The sequence below is a fragment of the Nisaea sp. genome (assembly GCF_965216895.1).
Lineage (GTDB): Bacteria > Pseudomonadota > Alphaproteobacteria > Thalassobaculales > Thalassobaculaceae > Nisaea.
The window spans coordinates 4135566-4159608 of record NZ_OZ244205.1; the positions used below are offsets into that span (position 1 = coordinate 4135566).

Annotated in this window: 27 protein-coding genes; 19 read left to right on the forward strand and 8 right to left on the reverse strand. The window is 63.5% G+C overall.

Annotated elements, in window-relative coordinates; genetic code table 11:
* Nucleotides 1-83: 83 nt before the first annotated feature.
* The 7 genes from ACOOE1_RS19595 to ACOOE1_RS19625 all read left to right on the forward strand — a co-directional run bounded on the left by ACOOE1_RS19595 (nt 84) and on the right by ACOOE1_RS19625 (nt 6875).
* Entirely contained in the window at nt 84-2732 is a 2649-nt protein-coding gene (locus ACOOE1_RS19595; protein WP_420403889.1) for a helicase-related protein, read from the forward strand.
* Nucleotides 2729-3127 carry an RNA-binding S4 domain-containing protein gene (locus ACOOE1_RS19600; protein WP_420403890.1) on the forward strand — a complete coding sequence of 133 codons (399 nt, stop codon included), beginning with the start codon at nt 2729-2731 and terminating at the stop codon, nt 3125-3127. The genes ACOOE1_RS19595 and ACOOE1_RS19600 overlap by 4 nt, the downstream gene beginning before the upstream one ends.
* 85 nt (nt 3128-3212) lie before the next feature.
* Entirely contained in the window at nt 3213-3677 is a 465-nt protein-coding gene (locus tag ACOOE1_RS19605) for a TerB family tellurite resistance protein (protein WP_420403891.1), read from the forward strand.
* Between the two features lie 52 nt (nt 3678-3729).
* On the forward strand, nt 3730-4068 hold the full coding sequence (fdxA, locus tag ACOOE1_RS19610) for a ferredoxin FdxA (protein WP_420403892.1): 339 nt from the start codon (nt 3730-3732) through the stop codon (nt 4066-4068).
* A 277-nt stretch (nt 4069-4345) separates the two neighbouring features.
* Nucleotides 4346-4843: a CarD family transcriptional regulator gene (locus tag ACOOE1_RS19615; protein WP_193187080.1), complete on the forward strand. Its 498-nt coding sequence runs from the start codon at nt 4346-4348 to the stop codon at nt 4841-4843.
* 142 nt (nt 4844-4985) lie between these two features.
* The gene (locus ACOOE1_RS19620; protein WP_420403893.1) at nt 4986-5837 is read left to right on the forward strand and encodes a hypothetical protein; all 852 of its coding nucleotides are present in this window, start codon (nt 4986-4988) and stop codon (nt 5835-5837) included.
* A 153-nt stretch (nt 5838-5990) separates the two neighbouring features.
* The gene (locus ACOOE1_RS19625; RefSeq protein WP_420403894.1) at nt 5991-6875 is read left to right on the forward strand and encodes an RNA polymerase factor sigma-32; all 885 of its coding nucleotides are present in this window, start codon (nt 5991-5993) and stop codon (nt 6873-6875) included.
* A gap of 5 nt (nt 6876-6880) precedes the next feature.
* On the opposite strand, the gene ACOOE1_RS19630 is transcribed toward ACOOE1_RS19625, so the two are convergent.
* Both ACOOE1_RS19630 and ACOOE1_RS19635 read right to left on the reverse strand, forming a co-directional pair.
* Nucleotides 6881-8407, reverse strand: coding sequence for a M48 family metalloprotease (locus ACOOE1_RS19630; protein WP_420403895.1), 1527 nt, complete (start codon nt 8405-8407; stop codon nt 6881-6883).
* A 38-nt stretch (nt 8408-8445) separates the two neighbouring features.
* Entirely contained in the window at nt 8446-9261 is an 816-nt protein-coding gene (locus tag ACOOE1_RS19635; protein ID WP_420403896.1) for a thermonuclease family protein, read from the reverse strand.
* A gap of 135 nt (nt 9262-9396) precedes the next feature.
* On the opposite strand from ACOOE1_RS19635, the gene pip reads away from it, so the two are divergent.
* Both pip and ACOOE1_RS19645 read left to right on the forward strand, forming a co-directional pair.
* Entirely contained in the window at nt 9397-10347 is a 951-nt protein-coding gene (gene pip / locus ACOOE1_RS19640) for a prolyl aminopeptidase (protein WP_420403897.1), read from the forward strand.
* Nucleotides 10348-10463: 116 nt separating this feature from the next.
* Nucleotides 10464-10913 carry an acyloxyacyl hydrolase gene (locus tag ACOOE1_RS19645; protein ID WP_420403898.1) on the forward strand — a complete coding sequence of 150 codons (450 nt, stop codon included), beginning with the start codon at nt 10464-10466 and terminating at the stop codon, nt 10911-10913.
* Nucleotides 10914-10928: 15 nt separating this feature from the next.
* Here the strand turns inward: ACOOE1_RS19645 and ACOOE1_RS19650 are convergent, their stop codons facing one another.
* Entirely contained in the window at nt 10929-11366 is a 438-nt protein-coding gene (locus tag ACOOE1_RS19650) for a hypothetical protein (protein ID WP_420403899.1), read from the reverse strand.
* Nucleotides 11367-11542: 176 nt separating this feature from the next.
* On the opposite strand from ACOOE1_RS19650, the gene ACOOE1_RS19655 reads away from it, so the two are divergent.
* From ACOOE1_RS19655 to ACOOE1_RS19665, 3 genes are all read left to right on the forward strand, one after another.
* A complete protein-coding gene (locus ACOOE1_RS19655) occupies nt 11543-11746 on the forward strand; it encodes a hypothetical protein (RefSeq protein WP_420403900.1) in 204 nt (67 codons plus the stop codon).
* Between the two features lie 65 nt (nt 11747-11811).
* Entirely contained in the window at nt 11812-12555 is a 744-nt protein-coding gene (locus ACOOE1_RS19660) for an SDR family NAD(P)-dependent oxidoreductase (protein WP_420403901.1), read from the forward strand.
* A gap of 311 nt (nt 12556-12866) precedes the next feature.
* A complete protein-coding gene (locus ACOOE1_RS19665; RefSeq protein WP_420403902.1) occupies nt 12867-13595 on the forward strand; it encodes a hypothetical protein in 729 nt (242 codons plus the stop codon).
* Nucleotides 13596-13670: 75 nt separating this feature from the next.
* On the opposite strand, the gene ACOOE1_RS19670 is transcribed toward ACOOE1_RS19665, so the two are convergent.
* The 3 genes from ACOOE1_RS19670 to ACOOE1_RS19680 all read right to left on the reverse strand — a co-directional run bounded on the left by ACOOE1_RS19670 (nt 13671) and on the right by ACOOE1_RS19680 (nt 16400).
* The gene (locus ACOOE1_RS19670; RefSeq protein WP_420403903.1) at nt 13671-13901 is read right to left on the reverse strand and encodes a hypothetical protein; all 231 of its coding nucleotides are present in this window, start codon (nt 13899-13901) and stop codon (nt 13671-13673) included.
* 177 nt (nt 13902-14078) lie between these two features.
* Nucleotides 14079-15827, reverse strand: coding sequence for a dihydroxy-acid dehydratase (locus ACOOE1_RS19675; protein WP_420403904.1), 1749 nt, complete (start codon nt 15825-15827; stop codon nt 14079-14081).
* Between the two features lie 153 nt (nt 15828-15980).
* Nucleotides 15981-16400, reverse strand: coding sequence for a cyclic nucleotide-binding/CBS domain-containing protein (locus ACOOE1_RS19680; RefSeq protein WP_420403905.1), 420 nt, complete (start codon nt 16398-16400; stop codon nt 15981-15983).
* A gap of 266 nt (nt 16401-16666) precedes the next feature.
* Here ACOOE1_RS19680 and ACOOE1_RS19685 point away from each other — a divergent pair, with 266 nt between their 5' ends.
* The 3 genes from ACOOE1_RS19685 to ACOOE1_RS19695 all read left to right on the forward strand — a co-directional run bounded on the left by ACOOE1_RS19685 (nt 16667) and on the right by ACOOE1_RS19695 (nt 18911).
* Complete coding sequence (locus tag ACOOE1_RS19685; protein WP_420403906.1) at nt 16667-17233, forward strand: YeeE/YedE thiosulfate transporter family protein; 567 nt, start codon at nt 16667-16669, stop codon at nt 17231-17233.
* A gap of 1 nt (nt 17234) precedes the next feature.
* Nucleotides 17235-17825 carry a YeeE/YedE thiosulfate transporter family protein gene (locus tag ACOOE1_RS19690; RefSeq protein ID WP_420403907.1) on the forward strand — a complete coding sequence of 197 codons (591 nt, stop codon included), beginning with the start codon at nt 17235-17237 and terminating at the stop codon, nt 17823-17825.
* A 117-nt stretch (nt 17826-17942) separates the two neighbouring features.
* Entirely contained in the window at nt 17943-18911 is a 969-nt protein-coding gene (locus ACOOE1_RS19695) for an MBL fold metallo-hydrolase (RefSeq protein ID WP_420403908.1), read from the forward strand.
* A 14-nt stretch (nt 18912-18925) separates the two neighbouring features.
* Here ACOOE1_RS19695 and ACOOE1_RS19700 read toward each other — a convergent pair whose 3' ends face one another.
* Nucleotides 18926-20014 carry a mandelate racemase/muconate lactonizing enzyme family protein gene (locus tag ACOOE1_RS19700; protein ID WP_420403909.1) on the reverse strand — a complete coding sequence of 363 codons (1089 nt, stop codon included), beginning with the start codon at nt 20012-20014 and terminating at the stop codon, nt 18926-18928.
* 185 nt (nt 20015-20199) lie between these two features.
* On the opposite strand from ACOOE1_RS19700, the gene ACOOE1_RS19705 reads away from it, so the two are divergent.
* The 4 genes from ACOOE1_RS19705 to ACOOE1_RS19720 all read left to right on the forward strand — a co-directional run bounded on the left by ACOOE1_RS19705 (nt 20200) and on the right by ACOOE1_RS19720 (nt 23360).
* On the forward strand, nt 20200-21312 hold the full coding sequence (locus ACOOE1_RS19705; protein WP_420403910.1) for an NAD(P)/FAD-dependent oxidoreductase: 1113 nt from the start codon (nt 20200-20202) through the stop codon (nt 21310-21312).
* A gap of 24 nt (nt 21313-21336) precedes the next feature.
* Nucleotides 21337-21996, forward strand: coding sequence for a lipase family alpha/beta hydrolase (locus ACOOE1_RS19710; RefSeq protein WP_420403911.1), 660 nt, complete (start codon nt 21337-21339; stop codon nt 21994-21996).
* 228 nt (nt 21997-22224) lie between these two features.
* Nucleotides 22225-22671, forward strand: coding sequence for a hypothetical protein (locus ACOOE1_RS19715; protein ID WP_420403912.1), 447 nt, complete (start codon nt 22225-22227; stop codon nt 22669-22671).
* The gene (locus ACOOE1_RS19720) at nt 22671-23360 is read left to right on the forward strand and encodes an HTTM domain-containing protein (protein ID WP_420403913.1); all 690 of its coding nucleotides are present in this window, start codon (nt 22671-22673) and stop codon (nt 23358-23360) included. The genes ACOOE1_RS19715 and ACOOE1_RS19720 overlap by 1 nt, the downstream gene beginning before the upstream one ends.
* Here ACOOE1_RS19720 and ACOOE1_RS19725 read toward each other — a convergent pair.
* Entirely contained in the window at nt 23357-24043 is a 687-nt protein-coding gene (locus tag ACOOE1_RS19725) for a DUF4347 domain-containing protein (RefSeq protein ID WP_420403914.1), read from the reverse strand. The two genes, ACOOE1_RS19720 and ACOOE1_RS19725, sit on opposite strands and share 4 nt — an antisense overlap.

Here is a 24043-nt window from a genome sequence, read left to right on the forward strand (position 1 = left end):
AGGCCTGATATGTGGGAAGTCGGAAATAATCGCAAGTCCCGCGCCGCCCCCATTTTGATCGAGGGCCTGTCCGGAAGCTTCCCATGAGCCGTTCGACGCACGAGGGCCGCATCACCGCGATGCTCGGCCCGACCAACACCGGCAAGACCTATTTCGCCATCGAGCGGATGCTCGGCCATGCGACCGGCATGATCGGTTTCCCGCTGCGCCTGCTGGCGCGCGAGAACTACGACCGGGTCGTCGCGCTGAAGGGAAAGCAGGCCGTCGCGCTGATCACTGGCGAGGAAAAGATCCTGCCGCCCCGGGCGCGCTATTTCGTCTGCACGGTGGAATCCATGCCGACGGACCGGTTCGTCGATTTCCTCGCGGTGGACGAGATCCAGCTCTGCGGCGATCGCGAGCGCGGTCATGTCTTCACCGACCGGCTGCTGCATGCGCGCGGCCGCCAGGAGACCATGTTCCTCGGCTCCGACATCATCCGGCCGCTGATCAGGAAACTGGTGCCGAAGGCGGAGATCGTCGGACGGGCGCGGCTCTCGAAGCTGACCTATACCGGGCCGCGCAAGCTGACCCGGTTGCCGCGGCGCTCCGCCATCGTCGCCTTCTCGGCGGCCGACGTCTATGTGCTGGCGGAGATCGTGCGGCGCCAGCGCGGCGGCGCCGCCGTGGTGCTCGGCGCGCTCTCGCCACGCGCCCGCAACGCGCAGGTCGCGATGTACCAGGAGGGCGAGGTCGATTACCTGATCGCGACCGACGCCATCGGCATGGGGCTGAACATGGATGTCGACCATGTCGCCTTCGCCGAGGACATGAAGTTCGACGGCCGCGCGCCGCGGCGCCTGACGCCGCCGGAAATGGCGCAGATCGCCGGCCGCGCCGGGCGCCACATGAATGACGGCACCTTCGGGGTGACGGCCGACTGCCCGCCGCTGGACGAGGAGATGGTGGAGGCGCTGGAGACCCACAGTTTCGATCCGCTGCGTCATGTCTACTGGCGCAACAGCCGGCTCTCCTATGGCAGCCTCGGCCTGCTCCGGCGCTCGCTCGAGACCCACAGCCAAGAACCGCACGTCATCCGCAAGCGGGACGCGGAGGACCAGCGGACCCTTGAGGCGATGGCGCGGATCGAGGCGGTGCAGGATCGCGCGACCTCGCCCGACCGGGTGCGACTGCTCTGGGACATCTGCCAGATCCCGGATTTCCGCAAGACCATGAGCGAGTCGCATGCCCAGCTGCTCTCGAAGATCTTCTTCGATCTGACCGACGGGCCGGAGCGTCTGGCGACGGACTGGGTGGCGAGCCAGGTGAAGCGCCACGACCGTACCGACGGCGATATCGACACGCTGGTAAACCGTATCGCACATATTCGAACTTGGACGTATATTACGCACCGGGGAGATTGGGTATCCGATCCGGTGCACTGGCAGGCCCAGACGCGGGCTGTCGAGGATCGGCTTTCGGATGCCCTGCACGACAAGCTCACCCAGCGGTTCGTCGACAAGCGCGCGGCATTGTTCATGCGCAAGCTGAAGGACGGCGGGAACTTGTCTGCTGCCGTGAAATCCGACAGTACGGTGGTCGTGGAGGGCCACGCTGTCGGTCACATGGAAGGATTGAGATTCGTGCCTGATGTAGTGGATAGCGCTAACGCGAAGCCGGTTCTGACGGCGGCGCGCAAGGTCCTGCCGGAAGAGCTGGCACGGCGGACCGGTCAGATCGAGGCGGCGGACAACGCGGCCTTCTCGATCGGGCCGCAAGGCTCGGTGGTCTGGCTCGGTGCGGAAATCGCGCGGCTCGAGGCCGGCGCGGATATCCTGTCGCCGCAGATCCGCGTCGCAAACGAGGAACTGCTCGAAGGCGAGATGCGCAAGCGGATCGAGACCCGTTTGCGCTCCTGGCTGACGGGCGAGATCGAGGAGCGGCTCGGCCCGCTCACCGCGATCAAGAGTGCGGAACTGGAAGGCGCCGCGCGGGGGATCGCCTATCAGGTGCTGGAAGGTGTCGGGGGCGTGCCGTCCGAGAAGGTCTCGTCGCTGCGACGCGATCTCGACGACGAGCAGCGCAAGTCGCTGGCCCGCCTCGGCATCCGTTTCGGCACCGAGACCGTCTTCCTGCCCGTGCTGCTGAAGCCGAAGGCGGTGGAATTCCGCGCCATGCTCTGGAGCGTCCATTCCGGCCAGTTCCCGGAGGAGGGGCCGCCGCCGGCGGGCCGTGTCATGGTCACCCGGGCGGAGGATGCGAGCGACGCGTTCTATCTCGCCATCGGCTACAAGCGGGTCGGCGGCCATGCGGTGCGCGCGGACATGCTGGAGCGCGTGGCCCAGATGGTGCGCCAGGCCGCCCGCGAGGGCGCCTTCGCGATTTCCGCCGACATGCTCTCGCTGGCCGGCGTCGGCCACGAGGCGATGGCGGAGATCCTGACCGATCTCGGCTACCGCCGCGGCGAGGATGTCGAGGGCGAGCCCCGCTTCATCGCCCGCCGCCGCGAGCCGAAACGCCGTGCGGAAGGCGAGAAGCGTCCGGAGCGCGGCCAGCGGACCGGCGGCAAGCCGAAGCAGCAGGCGGGCGACGGCGAGAAACGCGAGCGCAAGGGCGGCCCGCGCAAGCCGAAGCGCAAGGACGGCGGTGCGAAAGGTCCCAAGGGGCCCAAGGTCATCAGCTCGAACGGTCCGGCGATGCGTCCCGAGGATTCACCCTTCGCGGTCTTGCAGCAGCTCAAACTGGCGAAATGACCGAGGCCGGGACCCAGCGTCTCGACAAGTGGCTCTGGTGCGCCCGGTTCTTCAAGAGCCGGGGCCTCGCCAACAAGATGCTCGGCGCCGGGCGGCTCCGGCTCTCCGGCAAGGTCGTGACCAAGGCTCATCAGCTGGTGCGGGAGGGCGATGTGCTGACCTTCCCCCAGGGCCCGCACATCCGCGTGGTCAAAGTCCTGTTCCTCGCGGAACGCCGCGGACCGGCGCCGGAAGCACAGATGCTCTACGAGGACCTGGCGCCGATCGGGACCTCCGGACCGACGGAAGAAGCGCCGCCGAAACCATCGACGGCCGCACGACGGGAGCCCGGCACCGGCCGGCCGACGAAACGGGAGCGTCGGCAGACCGACCAGTTCCGCTCTGGCGGCCAATAGCGGCCTTGCGGGTCCCGACTGGCCGCTTGTCAAATTCTGCAGAGGGCTTAGATAGGGGGCACTTTATATTGCCAATGGAAAATTCATGCTTGGTTCGTTGAAGCTGTTTTTCGACAAGTTCGGCGCGGACGGCGCCGGTGAGGTCGAGAAACTCGATGGCGCCGCCGAGGCTGTCGCGACCCTGCTGGTGAAGGCTGCGTCCCTTGACGGCGATTTCGGCGCCGAGGAGCGCCGCACGGTCGAAGAACTGCTGGCGCGGCGGTTCGGCCTGGCGGAAACGGATGTCCGCCGCCTGATCGACGACGCCCATCGGGAAATGGAGCAGAGCGTCGACTTCTACAGCTACACGCGGGTGATTCGGGACGAGTTCGATCACGAGAAACGCGTGGAACTGATGGAAATGCTGTGGGAGGTCGCCTACGCGGACGGCGTCCTGCACGACCATGAAGCCAGCCTGATGCGCCGGGTCACGGGACTGGTCTATGTCTCCGACCAGGAGAGCGGCGCTGCGCGCAAGCGTGTCATGCAGAAACTCGGGCTTGCCGAATAACCGGTTTTTCATTAACGAGACCGACCAGTGATGCCGGGCATGGAGTCTTTTGATGACGTACATCGTCAACGATCTCTGCATTAAGTGTAAGTACACCGACTGCGTCGAAGTGTGCCCGGTGGACTGTTTCTATGAAGGCGAGAACATGCTCGTCATTCATCCCGACGAATGCATCGATTGCGGTGTGTGCGAGCCGGAATGTCCGGCCGAGGCGATCCTCCCGGATACCGAGCCGGATGCCGAAAAGTGGATCGAGTTCAATCGGCAGTATTCCGAGCAATGGCCCAACATCACGCGCAAGATCGACGCGATGCCGGAGGCCGACGACTTCCAGAAGGTCGAGGGCAAATTCGACAAGTTTTTCTCCCCTGCACCGGGCAAGGGCGATTAACCTCAGGATTTCCTGCATTTGTCATAAAATTGTAAGCCATGCGCCCTGCGGGGGCGGGCCATGCGCCCGCGGACTCCCATTTCGGCGAATTTTGTGATAATGTCGCCCAATTCGGTGGGGCAAAACGTCTCGCCTCGCCGCCGTATCCGAGAAGGTTTCGGACCATAGTCGAGCGGTATCCGCGAAGGCGGGCGATGGCCCGCTTTTTTGGCGCCCGCCGATAGCCTTCTGTGCTTGATGCGAGCCCGTGGTCCAGAAAAGTGAGAGAGACCGACGAATGACAAAAAAAGTGGAGTTCAAGGCTGGGGATTTCGTGGTCTATCCGACTCATGGCGTCGGTAAGATCATTGGCACCGAGACTCAGCAAATCGCAGGGACCGAACTCGATCTGCTGGTGATTACCTTCGAACAGGATCGCATGACTCTGCGGATTCCGGTCGGGAAAGCGAATAATTCCGGTCTGCGCCGCCTCAGCACCCGCAAGCAGATGGATGCCGCGATCACCAAACTGAAGGGCCGCGCGCGCGTGCGCCGCACCATGTGGTCCCGCCGGGCCCAGGAGTACGAGGCCAAGATCAATTCGGGCGATCCGGTGTCCATCGCCGAAGTCGTCCGCGACCTGCGCCGCAACACCGGTCAGGCGGACCAGTCCTACAGCGAACGGCAGATGTATCAGGCCGCGCTCGACCGACTGGCGCGCGAATTCGCCGCGATCGAAAAAATCGATGAGGATGCGGCGACCGACCGGCTTGAGAAGATCATGGCGGCTGCCTGACCGGCAGCCCGTCCAGGCGGACATTCCAGACCTTGCAGGCGGCGCCATCGGTGCCGCCTGTTTCGATTCAGGGAACCCAGGGTCAACTTCGACCGTTGGCGTCCGACGCGTGAATTGCTATCTGGAGGGGAGGAGCTAAGCAATGTCAGACGCGGCAAGAGTACAGACCGGACATTCGGGCCTGCCGTCGGGTGCAGACGCCCGCTTCGCCATTCTGCGCAATTGTCAGAGGATCTGGGCGATCGCTTCGATCCATGGCGATGCCGAACGTCTCGCGGCGCTGCACGCCGCCTTGAGCGAGCGCTTCGAGCCTGGCGACAAGCTCGTCTATCTCGGGAATTATTACGGCCACGGCAACACCATCATCGAAACAGTCGACGAGCTGCTCCGGTTCCGCCGTCTTATTCTGGCCCAGCCGCCCTATACGCATCCTGACGATGTCGTTTTTCTGCGCGGCCGGCAGGAGGAGATGTGGCGCAAGATGCTGCAGCTTCAGTTCGCCGGTGATTGCGGCGATATACTCGACTGGATGCTGCAGCGCGGCGCGGCCGCAACATTGGAGGCCTATGGCGGGCGCGAGGAGCAGGCGCGTGCGGCCATCGCCGAAGGACTGCTCGCGGTCAGCCGCTGGACCGGACAGCTGCGCCAGGCCATCCGCGCGCATCCCGGGCACAACGAGTTCATGGCCGGATTCCGCCGGGCCGCCTATACCGAGGATGGCGGCCTGCTATTCGTCAATACCGGTCTGGATCCGGTGCGTCCGCTCACCGACCAGGAGGACGGGTTCTGGTGGAACAGCCAGGGCTATGCGGATATCTCCGATGCCGGCTACGACGGTTTTGCCAAGGTCGTGCGCGGTTTCGACCCGGTCCATGGCGGAATCGTCGAGACGCCGGCGACTCTCAGTCTGGATGGCGGAGCGGGCTTCGAGGGCACGCTGAACGCGGTCTGCCTGACCCGCGGCGGAGCGATCGTCGAGCAGCTGTCGGCCTGAGCCGAAATCATCCGCCGATTGGCTTCCGCAGCACGGGCTCTCGCGTTTGTGATCCGATAAGAGTCGCCAAGCGACCGCAGCAGTGATCCGATTTGCGCAGGGGAGCGTAGAGCATAGTGAAGTTTTTCACTGGTGCGGTGTGGAGGTGGAGCCATGGCACATATCGACGATCCCGAAACCCGGCGCGCCAATGTGAGTTACATCAAATCCAGCATGAACGAGCCGCTTCTCGAACGGGAAGAGGAGCTTGAACTTGCGCGCGCCTGGCGCGAGGAGGGATGCGAGAGGTCCCTCCATCTCCTGGTCCGCTCCTATACGCGTCTGGTGGTAAGTTCAGCTTCCAAGTATCGGAACTACGGGCTGCCGATCGGTGATCTGATCCAGGAAGGCAATGTCGGCCTCATGCAGGCCGCGGCCCGCTTCGAGCCGGAGCGCGAAGTCCGCTTTTCAACCTATGCCAGCTGGTGGATCCGTTCCGCGATCCAGGACTATGTGCTGCGCAACTGGTCAATCGTCCGCACGGGAACAACGGCAGCTCAGAAATCATTGTTCTTCAACCTGCGGCGCCTGCGGGCGAAGATTCAGCAGGCCTCCGAGGAGCTGAATGCCGCCGAGCAGCGTCAGCGCGTGGCGGAGGAACTCGGCGTTGCGATCAAGGATGTCGAGGCAATGGAGCAGCGGATGTCGTCATCGGACCAGTCGCTCAATGCGCCGATCGGCGAGAGCGGCGAGGACGAGTGGCTGGAACTGCTTTCCGACGAGCGTCCGACACCGGAGGATATCGTCACCGGTATGCGGGATTCGGAGACCCGGTCCAAATGGCTCAAGGAAGCGCTGTGCGAGCTCAGCCCGCGCGAGCAGACCATTATCGAACGCCGCCGTCTGGTCGAGGACGGGGCGACGCTTGAGGAGCTCGGTGTCGTTCTCGGGGTCAGCAAGGAGCGCGTCCGGCAGCTCGAGCACCGGGCAATGCTGAAGCTGAAACAGCATATCAGCCGGAATGTCGACCGGAGTTCTGACCTCTATACCGAGGCCTGAAGGTATCAGCGCGGTCCGATTGTCTTCAGACGCGTCCCCGGCGGCGGAAGGCCGCCGGCTTCCAGTCCGTTGAGGACCCTGAAGAAACGGACCTCGTAGCCCGGATGAGGAACACCGGAGGCGATAGACGACTCGGATTCTCCTCCCTCTACCGTCACCACCTTGACCTCGAACGGCCGGACGGCTGACCTTTCCTCGTCTGTCAGCGGCCGGAAGCTGTAGGTGGTGCGGCGCAGATCCTCGCTCCGTGCCTTCGTCTGCTGGTAGGGGACGAGGAACTGCATCCGGTATACCGTATCCCGATCATACCGGATCGCGACGAGGCGCAGGACGAAGCTTTCATTGTTCCCCGCGGTCACGGGCAGCCAGGCGGTCGCCGCCTCCATTCCGTTCACGTTGATACTTTCCAGATCCCGTACCTGATGGCCTTGCGCCCAGCGTGCGCGCAGATACTCGGCCGGGTGCAGGCGGCCACTCTGCCGCGCCCTGTCGAATACGAAGCGCGCTCCAGCCTTGTCGGCGGCAAGCACCTGTGTAGGCTTGTTGAAGAGACGAAAGCCGGGCGGGACCTCGAAGCGGAAATTCAGGTCCTTATGCAGGAATTCCCGGCCCCTGATCAGACCTTCCTTCGGATCGCTTCCGAACATCATGCCGTCGATGCGGTCGAGAAAAGCATCCCTGTTGACGATGGGAGAGGCGCCGCGATGCACGCTCGCCGCGGCAAGCGCCTGTTGTACGCGGTCGACCGTTCGCGGATGGGTCGCGAGCAGGTCGACCGCGTCCGGATCGCGATTCGAGCCTGCCATTTCCGCCTGCAGCCGGCTCGCATTTCCCATTTTCGCGAGGAAACTCGCCATGGCGCCGGTATCGTATCCGGCGCGGCTTAGGTAGCGGACGCCGAGCATATCCGCCTGGAACTCCTGATCACGGGAATAGCCCTTCAGGTAGAGGTTGGCACCCAGGCTTGCGACGTCGGCAACTGTGCGGCTCTCGGCCAGAATTCCGAGCAAGGTGGCGCCAATATTGGTCGCGACGGCGTGGCTGTACCGTTCTGCGCTGTGCCGTGCCGTGACGTGGCCGATCTCGTGCGCGATCACGCCGGCGAGTTCCGCCTCGTTCTCGGCCAGAGCGATCAGCCCGCGCGTGACGTAGACATATCCGCCCGGGAGGGCGAAGGCGTTCACGTCGGGCGTGTTGAGGACGGTGAAGCGAAAGTCGAGATCCGGCATCTCCGAGGTCGCCGCGAGTTTCTTGCCGATCCGTCTCACATAGGCGGACAACTCCGGGTCCTCATCATAGGTTCCGCCGAATTCCTCCTTGATTTTCGGGTCCTGCTCGCGTCCGACCCGCAGCTCGTCCGCCGGCGACATGAAGGCGGTGAAGCTTTGCTCTCCGGTGGCCGGATTGGTGCTGCAGCCCGACAACAGGGGAGCACTGGCAAGCGCGGCCAGAAGCAGGCCGACGAGGGATCGGGAGCCGGAAACTCTCACACGAATGGCCTCGATCACCGCCGCCACGATCTCTCTCCCCACTACCTTTGCCCTCCGTCGATCTTAGAGCGCGATGTTGGTCATTCTGGCAAGAGTTCAAGCTGCTCGGGGTGCGTAACCTCGATCAGCGGGCCGTTCTCCGGCCTGACCCAGCCGCGTCCGCGCACCGTCCGGCCGGTGAAGCTGAGCGGATCGATCCCGGCCCTGGAGAAGAGCCTCATGGCACGTTTGCCGATCTTGAATGTGAAGTCCGTGCGCCAGTTCGGACCGAAGTTGAGATATATGGTATTGCCTACCCGGGCGGCGTCGACCACGCGGCCCTCGACGAGCTGGAAACTGTCAATGTCGTTCCAGGTCTCCGACGGATTGCGGATCCGGTAATAGGGAAGACCCCAGATGCCGCGCCGTTCGCTCCGCGCCTGCCGCTCGAGGGCGATCATCTCCGGGATCAGGGCCCGATTGTCGTGGAAGCTGTAGACTCGTGCCAGCCCGTACGACAGCATCATCCCCTGTATCCAGGTTCCGTCCGGCAATGTCAGATGCGCCAAGAAGCGCCGGTAGCGGTCCAGGCGCTGTCCGCCGAAATGAAGCGACAGGCGCTGGCCGCGTGCCAGGCGGGAGAGAGCGGTGCGGGATTCGTCGGCGAGCGGCCACTTCTCGAAACCCGGCCGGCCGAGCGGCAGTTTCGGCGCCTGGATCCCGACGAGACGGACCTGCTTTCCCGAGGCAAGAATCAGAGTGTCGCCATCGACGATTTCGACCGCCGTCTGGCCTTCGAGGCCGGCTGGGGGTGCGCTTTCCGGCAGGCGCGGCCTTTCCGCAGCGCCGTGCCCGGCCGTGAGCAGCAGGATCAGGAATACCGTGATGAGGAGGGACGCGCTACGGTGCGGTGTCATACTGTATCGGATCACGGTGCCGTGGATCATCTCAAGCAATGTTTGCCGATGCACTGCCCCTCAGGGGTGACGCAGGCCGCGTCAGAGGATATGGATGGCGGAGTGTTCGGGTCGAAGCTGGTAGCAGGAGATAACGTGTCCGACAGAGTGCTGTTCCCGCGGATCGCTGCCCGGCGTAGCGGCTTTCTGGAGGTCGACCCTCCACATCGGATCTATTGGGAACAGATCGGCAATCCGCAGGGCATTCCGGTGGTCTTTCTCCATGGCGGTCCCGGCTCCGGCATTTCGGAAGCGCACCGCCGGTTCTTCGACCCGGAACGGTTCGATGTTGTCCTGTTCGATCAACGCGGCACCGGGCGCTCGACGCCGTTGGCCGAACTGAGCGGCAACACCACGCAGGATCTGGTCGCCGACATCGAGCGTCTGCGGGAGTATCTCCAGATCGAGTCCTGGATCGTCTTTGGCGGGTCCTGGGGCAGCACGCTTGCGCTGGCCTATGGGGAAGCGCATCCGGAGCGGTGTCTCGGGTTTGTGCTGCGCGGGATCTTTCTCGGAACGGAGCCGGAGATCGACTGGTTCCTGCACGGAATGGGTACCTTCTTCCCGGAGTCGCGGCGCCGTTTCGTGCAGTTTCTGCCGGAATCAGAACGTGGGGATCTGCTCGGCAGCTATCATTCCAGGCTGGTGTCTGCGGATCCCGCCCTCCATCAGCCCGCGTCGGAAGTCTGGGCCGGCTATGAAGCCGCCTGTTCGGCCCTCCTTCCGCTGCCGCCGATGCGTGCCGAGGAACCCGGGCGAGCATTGTCGCTGGCGCGTCTCGAAGCGCATTACTTCCTCAATCGGATGTTTCTCGAACCGGGACAACTGCTCGGAGAACTGGAACGGATCACGCATCTGCCCGCGATCATCGTTCAGGGCCGCTACGACGTGATATGTCCGATCGCAACCGCGGAGACGCTGGCCAGCGCCTGGCCGGGGTCGGACTTCGATATCGTCCCGGATGCCGGGCATTCGGCGATGGAGCCCGGGATCGCACGGAGTCTGATCGCCGCGATGGAGCGGATCCGGGAGTCGATCCGCACTTGATAGCGGCGCATTGATGGCTATCATGCGCGCGGTTTTGGCGAGGGGGGGCCAAGGTGCGGAAATTGTTGTGTTTAGCGCTCGCGACGTTGTCGCTCTTGGTCGCGCGGAGTGAGCGGGTGCGGGCCGAGGAGCCGGCCTTCCTGTCGCTTGGTGCCGGGGTCTACGACCTGCTCGACAACGAGACGACGGCAGAAGCCCGTGTCGAGTACAGGTTTTCCAAAGACAACAAGCTTGGGCTGTTCACGCCTTTCGTCGGATTTATGGCGACGGCGGATGGGGCGACCTACGGCTACGGCGGGGTCGGGATCGATATCTTGTTGGGCAAGCACTGGGCGTTGACGCCGAATGTCGCCGTCGGACTCTACGGCAACGGGGATGGCAAGGATCTCGGACACCCGGTCGAATTCCGCTCAGGCCTTGAGCTTGCCTATCGGTTCGACGATGACTCGCGTCTCGGACTGGCCTTCCACCATATTTCGAACGCCCATCTCGACAACGAGAACCCGGGGTCTGAGGCTCTGATGCTGATGTACTCGGTCCCGTTCGACAAATTTTTCGGCGACTAGCTGCGGCCGACGCGCTCAGGCGTCGAGGCCGAGTTCCGTGCACCAGGCGCGAAAGCGGGGGAGACCTTCCTCGTCGGTGGCATAGAGCACCGGGTCGCGATATTCGAGGTCGGATGCGTAATCGACATCGCCGATCGGTTTGTTGGTTCCCGGATCGAGTTCGTTCCGGATCAGGATATCGGCCCGGAAACTGACCTCCCAGCCCTCGGCGCCTTCCTTGACGAACGATCCGCGTCGGATTTCGTGCACGACGGTCTGCAGCCGTTCGATCTTCGTTTCCGCCTTAACCAGTTCCTCGAAGGCCGGGTCATAATACAGGGCTTGGTAGCCCATCAACGCCATCGAAAACCGGTATCCGTCAGACTGACGTGCATGAACGAGATGGCCGACGGCGTCGATGAAGTGGGGATCGGCAAGTTTCGGAAGTTCCGAAGAAGTCCAACTAAATCCCATTATGTCCGTTCCGCATGCTGTTGACCGCTACGTGTGCGAAGACAGGCATACCCCGTTCCGCGACCAATTAAAACGGAGCAAGAAGCGTGCCGCCAGAATTGTGGTATCTTGCGCTAGGATATGTTAGGATATTTAGATTGCATTTGTGACAAAAGCGTCGCTGTACAGGAGGCACAATGCGTCCGTTCATCAGATCTTTCGGCCTTTTGGCCGTTCTTTTCAGCCTGTCCGGGTGTACGGCAGGCGTCATCGCCGGCACCACGTGGGTTGCGACAGAAGCCTACGCGGACAAGACTCCGTTCGACTACATGGCCGAGTTTTTCGAGCGCGATTGCGCGCATATGACAATCTACGACCAGCCACCGCGCTGCCGCCGGTGAGAGAGCCGCTTTCCATCTGATCCGGTGTGCCGCTATCCTCTTCGAAATTTCGGGGAGGGAACGAAATGGCGGCAACCGGCAAGACGGTATTCATAAGCGGCTCGGGGCGGAACATCGGACGCGCAATCGCACTCAGGCTCGCGCGGGACGGGTTTGATGTTGTCCTGAACGGCAGTCACGACCGGTCTGCCTGCGAAGATGTCGCGAACGAGGTCGAGGCGACCGGGAGACAGGCCCTGATCGCAATGGGCGATGTCGGAAAGAGCGCCGACGTCCGCAGGATGGCCGAGGCCGCACTGGAACGTTTCGGACGAATCGACGCGATCGTGAACAATGCCGCGATCCGACCGCAGAAGCCGCTGCTGGAAATGACGGACGAAGACTGGGACCGTGTGATCTCCGTCGATCTCAATGCCGCTTTCTATCTTTCCCGTGCCTTTCTGCCGAAGATGGTCGAGGCAGGTTGGGGCCGGATCGTGAATATGGCCGGGATGAATGCCATTCATGGCTATGCCGGCCGCGCGCCCGTGTCTGCGGCCAAGCACGGTGTCTGGGGGCTTACCAAGGCTCTCGCGAAGGAGTTCGCCCCCAAGGGCATCACGACAAATGTCATCTCGCCCGGTCCGATCCGGCCGGACGGGTCCGACCATGAACATGCCGAACATATCCGCTCGCAACTCGGTCGCATCCCGGTCGGTCGCCTCGGAGAGGCAGACGATATCGCTGCAATGGTGGCCTTGCTCTGCAGTGAAGAAGGCGGTTTCGTCTGCGGTCAGATGATCGCGGTGAATGGTGGGGCGGAGACTTGAAAAAGGTTGCGGTGACGGCCCGGTTTTGCGCTTAAAGATCGCGGTGTTAAGCATGCCCGCAGTTTTTATTAAAAAACTCTAAACGAATCCGCGTCTGATTTGGCCGCAAACCGTGTATAGTTAAGATGTGAGTGGGTGTGGGGTGGCCAATAATGAGTCAATCGCCGCGCCCTGCTCTTCGGGAGCGGCGTCCCGGTCCGGGCCGGTATTCCACTCGCAGAGTAACGCTGTCGGCAGAATGCCGCTGATATGTGGACGGCGAGGCTGTGTTGATCGGCAACGTCGTTGTTTTTGACACGGGATTTTCGATCATGAATCAATCAACTTCGGCATTGGTCCCGCATTGCAGGCGCGTCTTCTCCCGGTATCTGGAGAATTTTGGATATTCGGTCGAAAGCGGCACCGACATGAACGCATGGTGCGAGGAAATTCGCCGCCAGTCGAATTTCGTGAATCCGCAGTTCGAGCCGGAAAATCTCGATCAGTCAGACAGCCGCTACGTCAGCATCAGGAATGCGTCGGGCGACCTGGCGTGCACGATCGCATTCCGCTTCTTCGATACGGACGATTTCCTGGAGGATTTCGAGACCGGCTATTTCTTCTATGACCATCCGGAGGCCCACGGCTGGGAGCGGCACCGCTCGGGGCTGCGCGGCAAGGTGCATCTCGACGGCAAGATCTGTTCCCGAGGCGGGTTGCACAGCTATGACCGGGGCAATTGCATCAGCTGGTACATCACCACGGTCGCCTATACCTACGCCATCGAAGCCGGGGCGAGGGCGACGGTCGGCAACACACTGCCGAAGATCACCGCGGCACAGCTGGCGCCTCGCCTCTATGGCTATCGCCATTCGCAGATGATGCATCCCCACAGTTTCCCGTTTACATCCGGGGAAGTGTCACTGGCGCTGGTGTGGATCACCGACGAAGAAATGCGTGAGGAGGTCAGGATGCGCACCCAGTTCCTCGAGACCTCGCCCGCCATGGACATGCGTTCCACCGTCGACAGCTTCAACGGCGCATTGATGGCGGCTGAGTGAGTGCAGGAAAGGCCGGTTCCGGGCCTGTCCGTTTCCCGGACCGGGACGGGCCCGAAGGAACCGTGAGGCAAGAGCTTAGATCGGGACCCGACCGAACTGTGTACGGTTGCTGCCGAGCACCAGGCGTTCCGGGCTCGTTTTCCGTACCTTGCCCTCGTCGTAGAAATCGAAACGTTCGCGGATGTTCTTCAGCCGGGCTTCGAGTTCGATGCGCCGCTCCTGGTCCTCCACGGTCATGTAAATGCCGGCATCTTCCATGATGACCGTCAGTCGCATGATCATGTTGCGCGCCAGATCGCAATCCACCGCATCATTTTCGGCGGGCCGATCAAGCAACGACTCCGTCGCCCTTATCAAACGATCGACCGTTCCAAAGAAATTCCAGTTCGGCGGACTATCCTGATCCATAGTTGCGCCACCCCGTGCCAAGCTTTTGAGTACAATAGCGTGTAGTTCAGGTTGTCGCAACTATATATGTCTCATTTAATTCGTGTGTTTATCCAGGGCCTGCAACATCTTGAAATCGCAACCTTGATCCGCCTGCAGAACTTGCTCCGCATAGAGCTTGTCGTAGCCGCGAAGTGTCGCCGCATCCCGCTCGGTCAAGGTTAACGAGGCGCGCCGCCGCGCCAGTTCGTCATCGGCGACAAGCAAGTCGATCCGCTTTTCCTTCACGGACAGCCGGATCCTGTCGCCAGTCTGCACGAGGGCCAGCGGGCCGCCGGTCGCGGCCTCTGGCGTCACATGCAGCACGATCGTGCCGAAGGCGGTGCCGGACATCCGGGCGTCGGAAATCCGGACCATGTCCTTCACCCCTTTTGACGAAAGCTTTTTCGGGATCGGCAAATAGCCCGCTTCCGGCATCCCGGACGGACTGCGCGGACCGGCATTCTGAAGCACGAGGATATCGTCGGCCTCGACATCGAGATCGGGGTCGTCGATCCGTGCCGCGAGATCCTCGAGAGAAGAAAAGACGACTGCGCGTCCCTCCTTCTCGAGCAGGGACGGGTCGGCGGCCGAGCGCTTCAGGATCGCGCCGCCGGGGGCAAGGCTGCCGAAGAGGGCGACGAGCCCGCCCTTGGGCTCGATCGGGGCACTGGCGGGAGACACCACGTCCCGGTTCACGGGACCGCTCTCGCCGGCAAGCCGTTCGCCCAGCGTCTCTCCGGTCACGGTCATGCAGTCGAGATTGAGCAGCGGCTTCAGCTCGCGCAGCACGGCACCGAGTCCGCCGGCGGCGAAGAGGTCTTCCATATAGTGGCTGCCGACCGGCTTCAGGTTCACCAGCACCGGCGTCGTCTCGGAAAGTTCGTTGAACCAGTCCAGCGGGATATCGATCCCGGCGCGCCCGGCGACCGCGGTCAGGTGGATCACGGCGTTGGTCGACCCGCCGAGCGCGAGCAGCACCCGAAGCGCGTTTTCGACCGCGCCGCGGGTCACGATCTGGGACGGCCGTATCGGATTGGAGATCATCCGGACCGCGGCGGCGCCGGTCGCTTCGGCGGCGCGCAGACGGTCGGCATGCACTGCCGGGATCGCGGCGGTCCCGGGTAGGGCCATCCCGAGGGCCTCAGCGATACAGGCCATTGTCGAAGCGGTGCCCATGACGGCGCAGCTTCCTGCGGTGGTCGCGAGCCGGCGTTCGATATCGCGGATCTCCACGTCATCCACGGTTCCGGCCCTATACTGCGCCCAGAAGCGGCGGCAGTCGGTGCAGGCGCCGAGCCTTTCCTCGTCGCCGGCGGCCGTTGTGTAGCGCGAGGTCATCATCGGTCCGCCTATCAACTGGATTGCCGGCAGATTGGCCGAGACCGCCCCCATCAGCTGCGCCGGCACCGTCTTGTCACAGCCGCCCATGAGCACGACCGCGTCCATCGGTTGGGCACGGATCATCTCCTCCGTATCCATGCTCATCAGGTTGCGGAACTTGAGGCTGGTCGGATTGAGATAGACTTCGCCGAGGGAGATCGTCGGAAAATCGATCGGCAATGCACCCGCCGCCAGGACGCCGCGTTTCACCGCTTCGAGCAGTTCCGGGAAATGCCGGTGGCAGTTGTTGAAGCCGGAACCGGTATAGGCGATTCCGACAATCGGCTTTTCCAGACTTTCCGGCAGATAGCCCATCGACGCGGCGAAAGAACGACGGAGATAGAGCGAGAAATCGAAATCGCCATAGTTCGTCAAGCCGCGCGCGAAGCCCTGTGCTTCGGTCCTCTTGTCGTTGCCAGCCATGTTTCTCGCTCCCCGTTTTGTTCGGCGCAGAGTTTGGACGGTGTCGGGGAATCCGTCCAGCCGACACGCGCCGCAACGGCCGTAATCTTCACAGAGTGAAAATTTCGCTTGGCGAGGACCGTCGCCGGACGCGGATCAGCGAGCCGCAGCCGGTCACATCTCTTCCCAGAGCTTCTCCTCGCGTTCGAGTTCTTCTTCTTCCTCGCGCGCGAAGTCGCGCCGCGAGAGCACGGCGACAAGCTGCCCGTCCCGCAGCACCGGGAGATGGCGGAAACCCGCAGCCTGCATCACTCTCAAGGCTTCGATCGCCGGGAGGTCGGGCCCGATTGTCTGCGGCTCCGGGGTCATGACATCGCCGAGACGGGTCACACGTGCGTTCACTCCGGCCGCGACCACCCGCTCGATCAGATCGGTGCCGGTGAATATCCCGACCAGTTTCTCTTCTTCGACCACCAGAACGGAGCGGACACGGCGTTCCGTCATCCGCAGGGCGGCCTCTTCCACCGTCGCTGTCGTTGGCAGCGTCAGCAGATCCTGATTGGTCACAACATCCGGGACCACGCAACGCAACATGGCGTCTCCTCCCATGGTCGATTTTCTTTAATGTTGCGTTTTTACGACAAAACACAAGCCGGGCCCAATCGGCATGGCTGCGTGATCACCGCGCAATCCCTGCTTGCGAGGGGTGCGGGTGCGACAAAGCGTCCGAAAATTATGGAGAGGCGAAGTTCAGTTTGATATATTCAAATAAATGAATATGTATCCTCGATACCGTTCGCGTCTGCCCGGTATGGGCGTGGGGCGAACGGATCGTCGCAGCAGATAAAGGACGTCATGTCATGCGCGCTCCTCTTTCCTGGAAGGCTGGCGGTCTCTTGCTTGGAGCCGTGTTCTTCGCCGCGGTTCTTCTGGTCAAGCCGATCGGCGTTTCGACCCAGTTCGTGATCTTCGACGGAATCCTGTGGGATGCGGTCTCGCCTTCGGTGGTTACCGAATCCGCGGAGGCGAAGAGCGGTTACACGAGCACCAATCCATATCTCGCCAAGAGCGGCGGGAAATACGCCAAGAATGTCGAGAACCCACTGAACTACAGCTTCGTCTTCGTGCTCGCCCTCGTCGGCGGCGCGGCACTGTCCGCACGTCTCAGAGGCGGTGTGGAGAAAGCGGAAAAGACGATGCCCGCGATCTGGAGGGACAGTTTCGGCGACGCGCCGTGGAAGCGCTATCTCGCCACTTTCCTTGCTGGTTTCGTCGTGCTCTACGGCGCCCGCCTCGCCGGGGGCTGTACCTCCGGGCACATGATGAGCGGGATGATGCAGACCGCCATGTCCGGCTTCATTTTCGCCGCCGGCGCCTTCGCGGCCGGGATCCCGACCGCCCTCGTTCTGTTCCGAAAGGAGAGCTGAGATGAGTTCCATCCTTCTCGCCATCGTCATCGGCGGTGCCTTCGGCTTCGCCCTCGACCGGGTCGGGGCGACCAATCCGAACTTCATCATCCGCATGTTGAACCTCACCAATCTGCACTTGATGCGGACCATCCTGCTGGCGATCGGTGTTGCGGCCTTTCTGACCTTCGGCGGCCTGCTGAGCGGACTGGTCGATCCGGGCCATCTCTCGGTGAAGGACGCCTATATGGGGGTCTTCGTCGGTGGTATCCTGCTCGGTCTCGGCTTTGCCGTTGCCGGCTATTGCCCCGGCACCGGTCTCGCCGCTGCGGCCTCGGGACGCTATGACGCCATGATGTTCGTGCTGGGCGGCCTCGTCGGTGCTTTCGCCTACATCCTGACCTATGCCGACGTGCAGGCGACAGGCCTGCTGGACAAGATACTCGGCGGCAAGGCGACCCTCGGGAACATCTCCGGCACTTCGTACCCCGTGCTGATGGACATCCCGGGCGAACTGGTCGGCCTTGTGCTTGGCGGCGCCTTCATCGCCGTTGCCTGGCTGCTGCCGGAGCGTATCGTCGGTGGTAGAAACCACACCGTGGCGGCGGAATAGTCTCTCGCCACCTGCCCGGCACGGCTCCTCCCGTGCCGGGACTTTCTCCGGAACTTTCCGGGACAAGACATCCGGGCCCAAGGCCCCAAAGACAAACCCGCGGGAGGGAAGAGTCCGATGATCAGGACAATCATATGCGCCGTTGCGGCGCTTTTCATGTTGCTGCCCGGAGGCTCCGGTCCGGCCCTGGCCAGCCAGGATATCCCGGACCAGTATCCGGGCTCGGTGCTCTATTCGAAGCCGGTCGAGTTCATCCCGGACGTCTTTTCCGCCATCGGCGCCACCGCGCCGCCGACCTATGAGAACAGCGGCCACAACAATAATCTCTCCTTCATCCTGACGGGCGACGGTGTCGTGGTGGTGAATGGTGGTGCTTCCTGGAAGCTCGCCGAAGCTCTGCATGGCGAGATCAAGGCAATCACCGACCAGCCGGTCCGTCTCGTGGTGAACGAGAACGGCCAGGGCCACGCCATGCTTGGCAACAGCTACTGGCGCGCCCAGGGCGTGAAGATCGTCGCCCAGGAGGACGCCGCGCACGAGTTCGAGGAGACGGGCTACGACAGCCTTGCGGCGGCCGAGCGGGTCCAGAAGGAGAAGGCGGAAGGCACCGATGTCGTGCTCCCCGACGAAACCTTCGCGGATAAATTCGTGGTCGGTTTCGGCGACTTCCCGATCGAGGTGCTCAATCTCGGGCCGGCCCATTCACCGGGAGATGTCGTCGTCTGGTTGCCCGAGCAGAAGCTCGTCATCTCCGGCGACATGGCGTTTCACGAACGGATGCTGCCGATCTTCGACGAGACCGACACGGCGGCCTGGCTGGAAAGCTGGGACGAGGGGTTCGAAGAACTGGGGGCGACCTATGTCATCCCGGGGCACGGCCACCCGACCAACATGGATCAGGTGCGGCGCTATACGAAGGATTACCTGGTCTATCTCCGGGCCCGCATCCGCGAGCATCTGGACAAGGGCGGCAGCCTCGCCGATGCCTATTACGTCGACCAGTCGCCCTACAGCCACCTGGACACCTTCGAGGAACTGGCGACGCGCAATGCGGGACGGGTCTACGAGCAGATGGAGTTCGAGTAGCCGCGGAAGATCGTTCAGACCGCGTAGTGTGCAAGCCTGTCCCAGTCGAAGGCAACGCCGATGCCCGGTTCGTCCGGCACGACGGCAAGACCGTTCTCGAGCCGCACCGGATGTGCGGTGTATTGGTCGATGCGGAAGCTGTGAGCTTCCACCCAGCCTGCGTTTGGTTGGGCCGCGACCAGGCTGACGTGAAGCTCCTGCATGCCGTGCGAGCAGACCGGCAGACCGAACCGGCGCGACAGTTCGGCCACCCGGAGCCAGCCGGTGATGCCGCCGCAATTGGAGGCGTCGGGCTGGATGAAGGACAGGCGTGACTGTTCGAAGGCGAAGCCAAACTCGTGCAGCGTGTGCAGGTTCTCGCCCATCGCGAGCGGGACGCCTGTCTCCTCCGCGATCCGGGCATAACCGGAATAGTCGTCCGGGATGATGGGTTCCTCGAACCAGGTGATGTCATAAGGCCGGAAGGCGCGCGCCGCCAGGATGGCCTGCTCGACGGTCAGGGCGTAATTGGCGTCGACCATGAAGGCGACGTCCGGCCCGAGCGCCTCGCGGACTGCGGCGACCCGCTCGATATCCTCGTCGAGTCGCGGCCGGCCGACCTTGATCTTCACACCGTCATATCCGTCCGCGACAAAGCCGCGAACGCTCTCGACCAGTCTGGGCAGGGAGAAATTGAGGTCGATGCCGCCACAATAGATCTTGGCTCTGTTCGCGGCGCCGCCGGCCAGCTTCCAGAGGGGGTGTCGCGCGGAGCGGCAGCGGCAGTCCCAGAGTGCGATGTCGATTGCGGATATCGCGAATGCCGCGATACCGCCGCGGCCGACATAGTGGATATGCCCTTCCATGAAGTCGAAGAGGCCCTCGACGTCCGCGCCGTCGCGGCCGATCAGGGCAGGCGCGAGATCGTGTTCGATCATCGCCCGGATTGCATGTCCGCCCTTGCCGCCCGTGTAGGTGTAACCGGTTCCCACGGTGCCGTCCGCCAGGCTGACGGTCACGGTGACCAGCTCGAAATGCGTATGGTCGCCGTGCCGCGCATCGGACAGCACCTCCGGCAACTCGACGCGGAACAGCCGCGCCTGCAGGTCCGATATCTCCGGCATGTGGTCCCCCCTCCGGCCGTTCTCGGTCGCTATGCCTTGGGGCGACGATGCCACGATGACTGTATGGGCGTCGACCGGATTGGCGGGACCGGGGGCAGTCGAACAGCTCTCGTTCCGTACGGGGCTTCGACAGGAAAGATCTCCTCCCCTATAGGAAGAGGGGTCAATCTGTTGCGGAGCGATCCATGTCCAAACACATCATTGTCGGCGGCGGCGTCTATGGCGCGGCCGTCGCCTGGCACCTCGCCTCCCGCGGCGAAGCGGTCGAACTGATCGAGGCGGGGAGCATCGCGTCCGGCGCGTCTGGCGGACCGGGTCGGCGCGGCGTGCGCGCGAACGGGCGCGACGTCCGCGAGATTCCGCTGATGGTACGGGCGCGGGAGATCTGGCCGAGTCTGCACGAGGTGCTCGGGACAGAGCCGCTCTACGAGACAACCGGACAGATCCAGCTCTTCGAGCGCGAGATCGACCTCGCGCCCGCGGAGGTGCGGGCCGCGCTACAGAATCGCCTCGGCATCGAAAGCCGGGTGCTCTCGCAGGACGAAATCCGGGAGTTCGAGCCCGGCGTGGCGCCGATGATCCGCGGCGGTCTCTACTGTCCCGGCGACGGCGTCGCCTTTCACGCGCGGACAACGCACGCCTTTGCGGAGAAGGCGCGTCTGGCCGGCGCCGTGCTGCGGGAGGGCGTCGAGGCGGCGGGGCTTGTCGCGACGGACGGCAAGGTCACTGCTTTGGAAACAACGGAGGGCGAGAGGATCCCGGTGACAGGCAGGCTCATGCTGTTCTGCAATGCCGGGGTGAAGGCGCTTGTCGCCCCCTGGGTCGATCTGCCTCTCTGGAGCCGGACCTTCCTCGTCGCCGTTTCCGCGCCGCTCGCGGACAATCCGGTGCGCCACCTGGTCGGGCATATGAGCCGCACACTCTCCCTGAAGCGCGAGCCCGACGGCCGGCTGATGATCTCCGGCGGCCGCCCCGGCACCTGGGACCACGCGGCCCGCCGGGGCACACCGATCCGGAAGGAGGTGGAGCTGAACGTCGCCGATGCGGTCGCGGTTTATCCCGAGCTTGAGGGCCTCCTGATCGAGACCGCCGATACCGACCACCTCGAAGCCGAGTGCATCGACCATGTTCCCGTCATCGACAGCCTGCCCGGCAACGAGCATGTGCTCTATGCCGCCGGCTGGACCGGTCACGGCTGGGCCATCGCACCGGCGGTGGCGGAACTGATGCGCGACTGGGTGCTGGAGGGGGCAAAGCCCGATCTGCTGGCGCCTTTCGCGTTCGGACGGTTCTGCTGAGGCATGGAGGGCGGGACGGCGGATATGGCGAAGGACCGCGTCGTCATCCTGCACGGTATCGCGCAGATGGCATGGAACATGGCGGCGGTGACGTTTTTCCTCCGCCGCCAGGGTTTCGACCCCGTACCGCTCACCTATCCCTCGACCGCGCATGGTCTGGATGCGCTCGCGGACCGGCTGAAGGCGGAACTCGCGGCGAAGGGCGTCTGGGATGGTCCGGGCCGGGTGCATTTCGTGACCCACTCGATGGGCGGTCTGGTCGCCGCACGCTATCTGGAGAAGTACCGCGCGGAGATTCCGGAGAGTCGGCTCGGCCGGGTGGTGATGCTGGCGCCGCCGCATGGCGGCAGCGAGGTGGCGGACCTTCTGCACCGGCAGGGCCTCTATCGCTGGTTCTACGGTCCTGCCGGACAGGAGCTGACGACGGAGGCGCGGACCGAACCCGATCCGCCATACTACGATCTCGGCATCATTGCCGGGACCAGCGGCTGGATCTTTCCCGCCGCTGGTGCCCTCTTCGGCGGGCCGCACGACGGCAGGGTCGCGGTCGCGCGGACCAAGCTGCCCGGGATGCGGGCACACACGACCGTTCCCGCCTCGCACACCTTTATTCCGTGGCGCCCGGCAGTGTTGCGGCTGATTGCGTCCTTCCTGAAAACGGGCTCCTTCGAAGAGCTGAGTTGAGCCCGGCGAGAGCCCTGCGGTATCAGTGCGGACAATCCGGCGGCGGAGTGCTGCCGGTCTGGAGGGACCACAGGCTGGCCGGTACAGCGAGTTGCGTGCAGAAAACGCACGGACTTTTACCTATTGGTAAGCAGGCCATGCCAATCTGTCGGGCCCGACCGGAAGCCGGCACGAACACACGGGCTGCGGGTCGGGTCCGGTGCGTGGTGCAGGTGTGGGGCGTTGGTCTTGAGTTTTACGAGTGTTCTGAAGCTGCTCCTGCCCGCATTGTTCCCGTCATGGCGTTTCTTTGATGTCATCGGACCGTCCCCGCGGGTGGAGGTCTGCCTGCTCGATCATCCGGGCGACGATCGCGCGATCTGGCGGGACGGCCGCCCGCGTCCGGCGCGCCTCGCACCGCTCGACAGGTTGAAGGCGTTCTTCTGGAACGCCCGGTGGAACGAAACGCTGCATCTGGCGAACTGCGCCGAACGGTTCGTCCAGGGGCAGACCGAGCATTCCATGCGGGAGATCCGCCGCCGCCTTCGGGCCGATCTCAGGTCCGGAGCCGACGGTGCGGCCCCGTCGCCCTTCTTCCGCTTCAGGCTGGTCTTCGTCAGCCGGCACGAGGGTGTTCTGAGGCGAGATATCGCCTTCGTTTCCCCGCCCTATGAAACCGTCGATCCGCTCGATTGATGAGCCTCGATATCGCGATACGTCTGACGGAAGTTCTCCTGTCGATCGCCGTTATCCAGCAGAGCCTGGAGCATCTCTTCGGGCTGCGGGATGAGCGGGTCCTCTATTGCATCCGTCTCTTGCTCGCCCTGTTGCTGCTCGCGGGCGTGCAGAGCCAGTGGGTCAGTCTCGCTCTCTTCGTCAGTGTCCTTTACATGCTGAGGCGCTTCCAGGGGCCGTACAATGGCGGCAGCGACCTGTTGAGCATGTTGCTGATCACGTCTCTTGCCGTCGTTCATTTGGTCCCCGAGGGGCGCTGGCAGGAGTACGTCTTCGGTTATCTCGGCCTGCAGGTCGTCTTCTCTTACTTCAAGTCCGGCTGGTCCAAGGTGATCCACAGGGACTGGCGTACGGGGCAGGCGCTGGTCGACGTCTTCGAGTTCTCTGTCTATCCGGCGAGCGAAGCGACGCGGGGCTGGGCGTTTCGCCCGCGATTGCTCCTCGCGATGGCCTGGGCCGTCATTCTGTTTGAGCTACTGTTCCCGCTGGTGCTGCTGTCGCGTGAAGCCCTTGTGGTCGGCCTCGCCGCCGCCATGTCGTTTCATATCGCCAATTTCGTACTGTTCGGATTCAACCGTTTCGTCTGGGTCTGGGCCGCCGCCTACCCGTCGCTGATCTGGCTGCAGGCGAGACTGGACGTATTGGGCTAGCCGGTACCTTGATGAAGGGGCCCGAGCCGCTGGGGCTCGTCATTTCGGAAGGCCTTCCGGCGGCCCGGCCGATCACCCGGGCCATGGCCGTCCTGCAGGTCTTCACAAAGCAGGTGCTTGTAGGCCGGGAGCATAGCCGGATCGAACGGCCAGCCTTCCGCGGTGCCGCCCTGTGCGAGCCGGGCGGGATCCGTCGAGACCGAGATGTCGAGGACCCATGTTCCCCCTCTTGCGGCATCGCCTATTGGGCGCGAGGCTGCGGAAACCGGGGCATCGATACCGGCCGCGAGCATGGCGAGGAACGTACGGCCCGCGAGGCCCTCTCCGACCGAACAGGCGAAGAGAGATACCGGTGCGCCGGCGAGCGCCTTGCGGATATGCGAGAGCGTGCTCCGCCGGGAGCGGACGGTGTCGGCCGTGATCGTCCGCTCGCCGAGGATCAGCGCGCCGGGGGCGCCATGGCAGATGACGATGACCGGCCGTCTCGGGAATCTCTCCGCCATCTCCCGCAGTTGCTCCAACCCGTCCTCCTCGGGACCGACGCGCCCGGAATGGTTTGGGACTGCCAGGGATGCCAGCAGAAACTCCGCATCCGGGACACGCTGGTCGACGATGGCGAGAATTCCGGTCTGGCCAGAGTGCAGGGCGTGAACGGCACTGTTTGCGATCCCGGATGCGGTCAT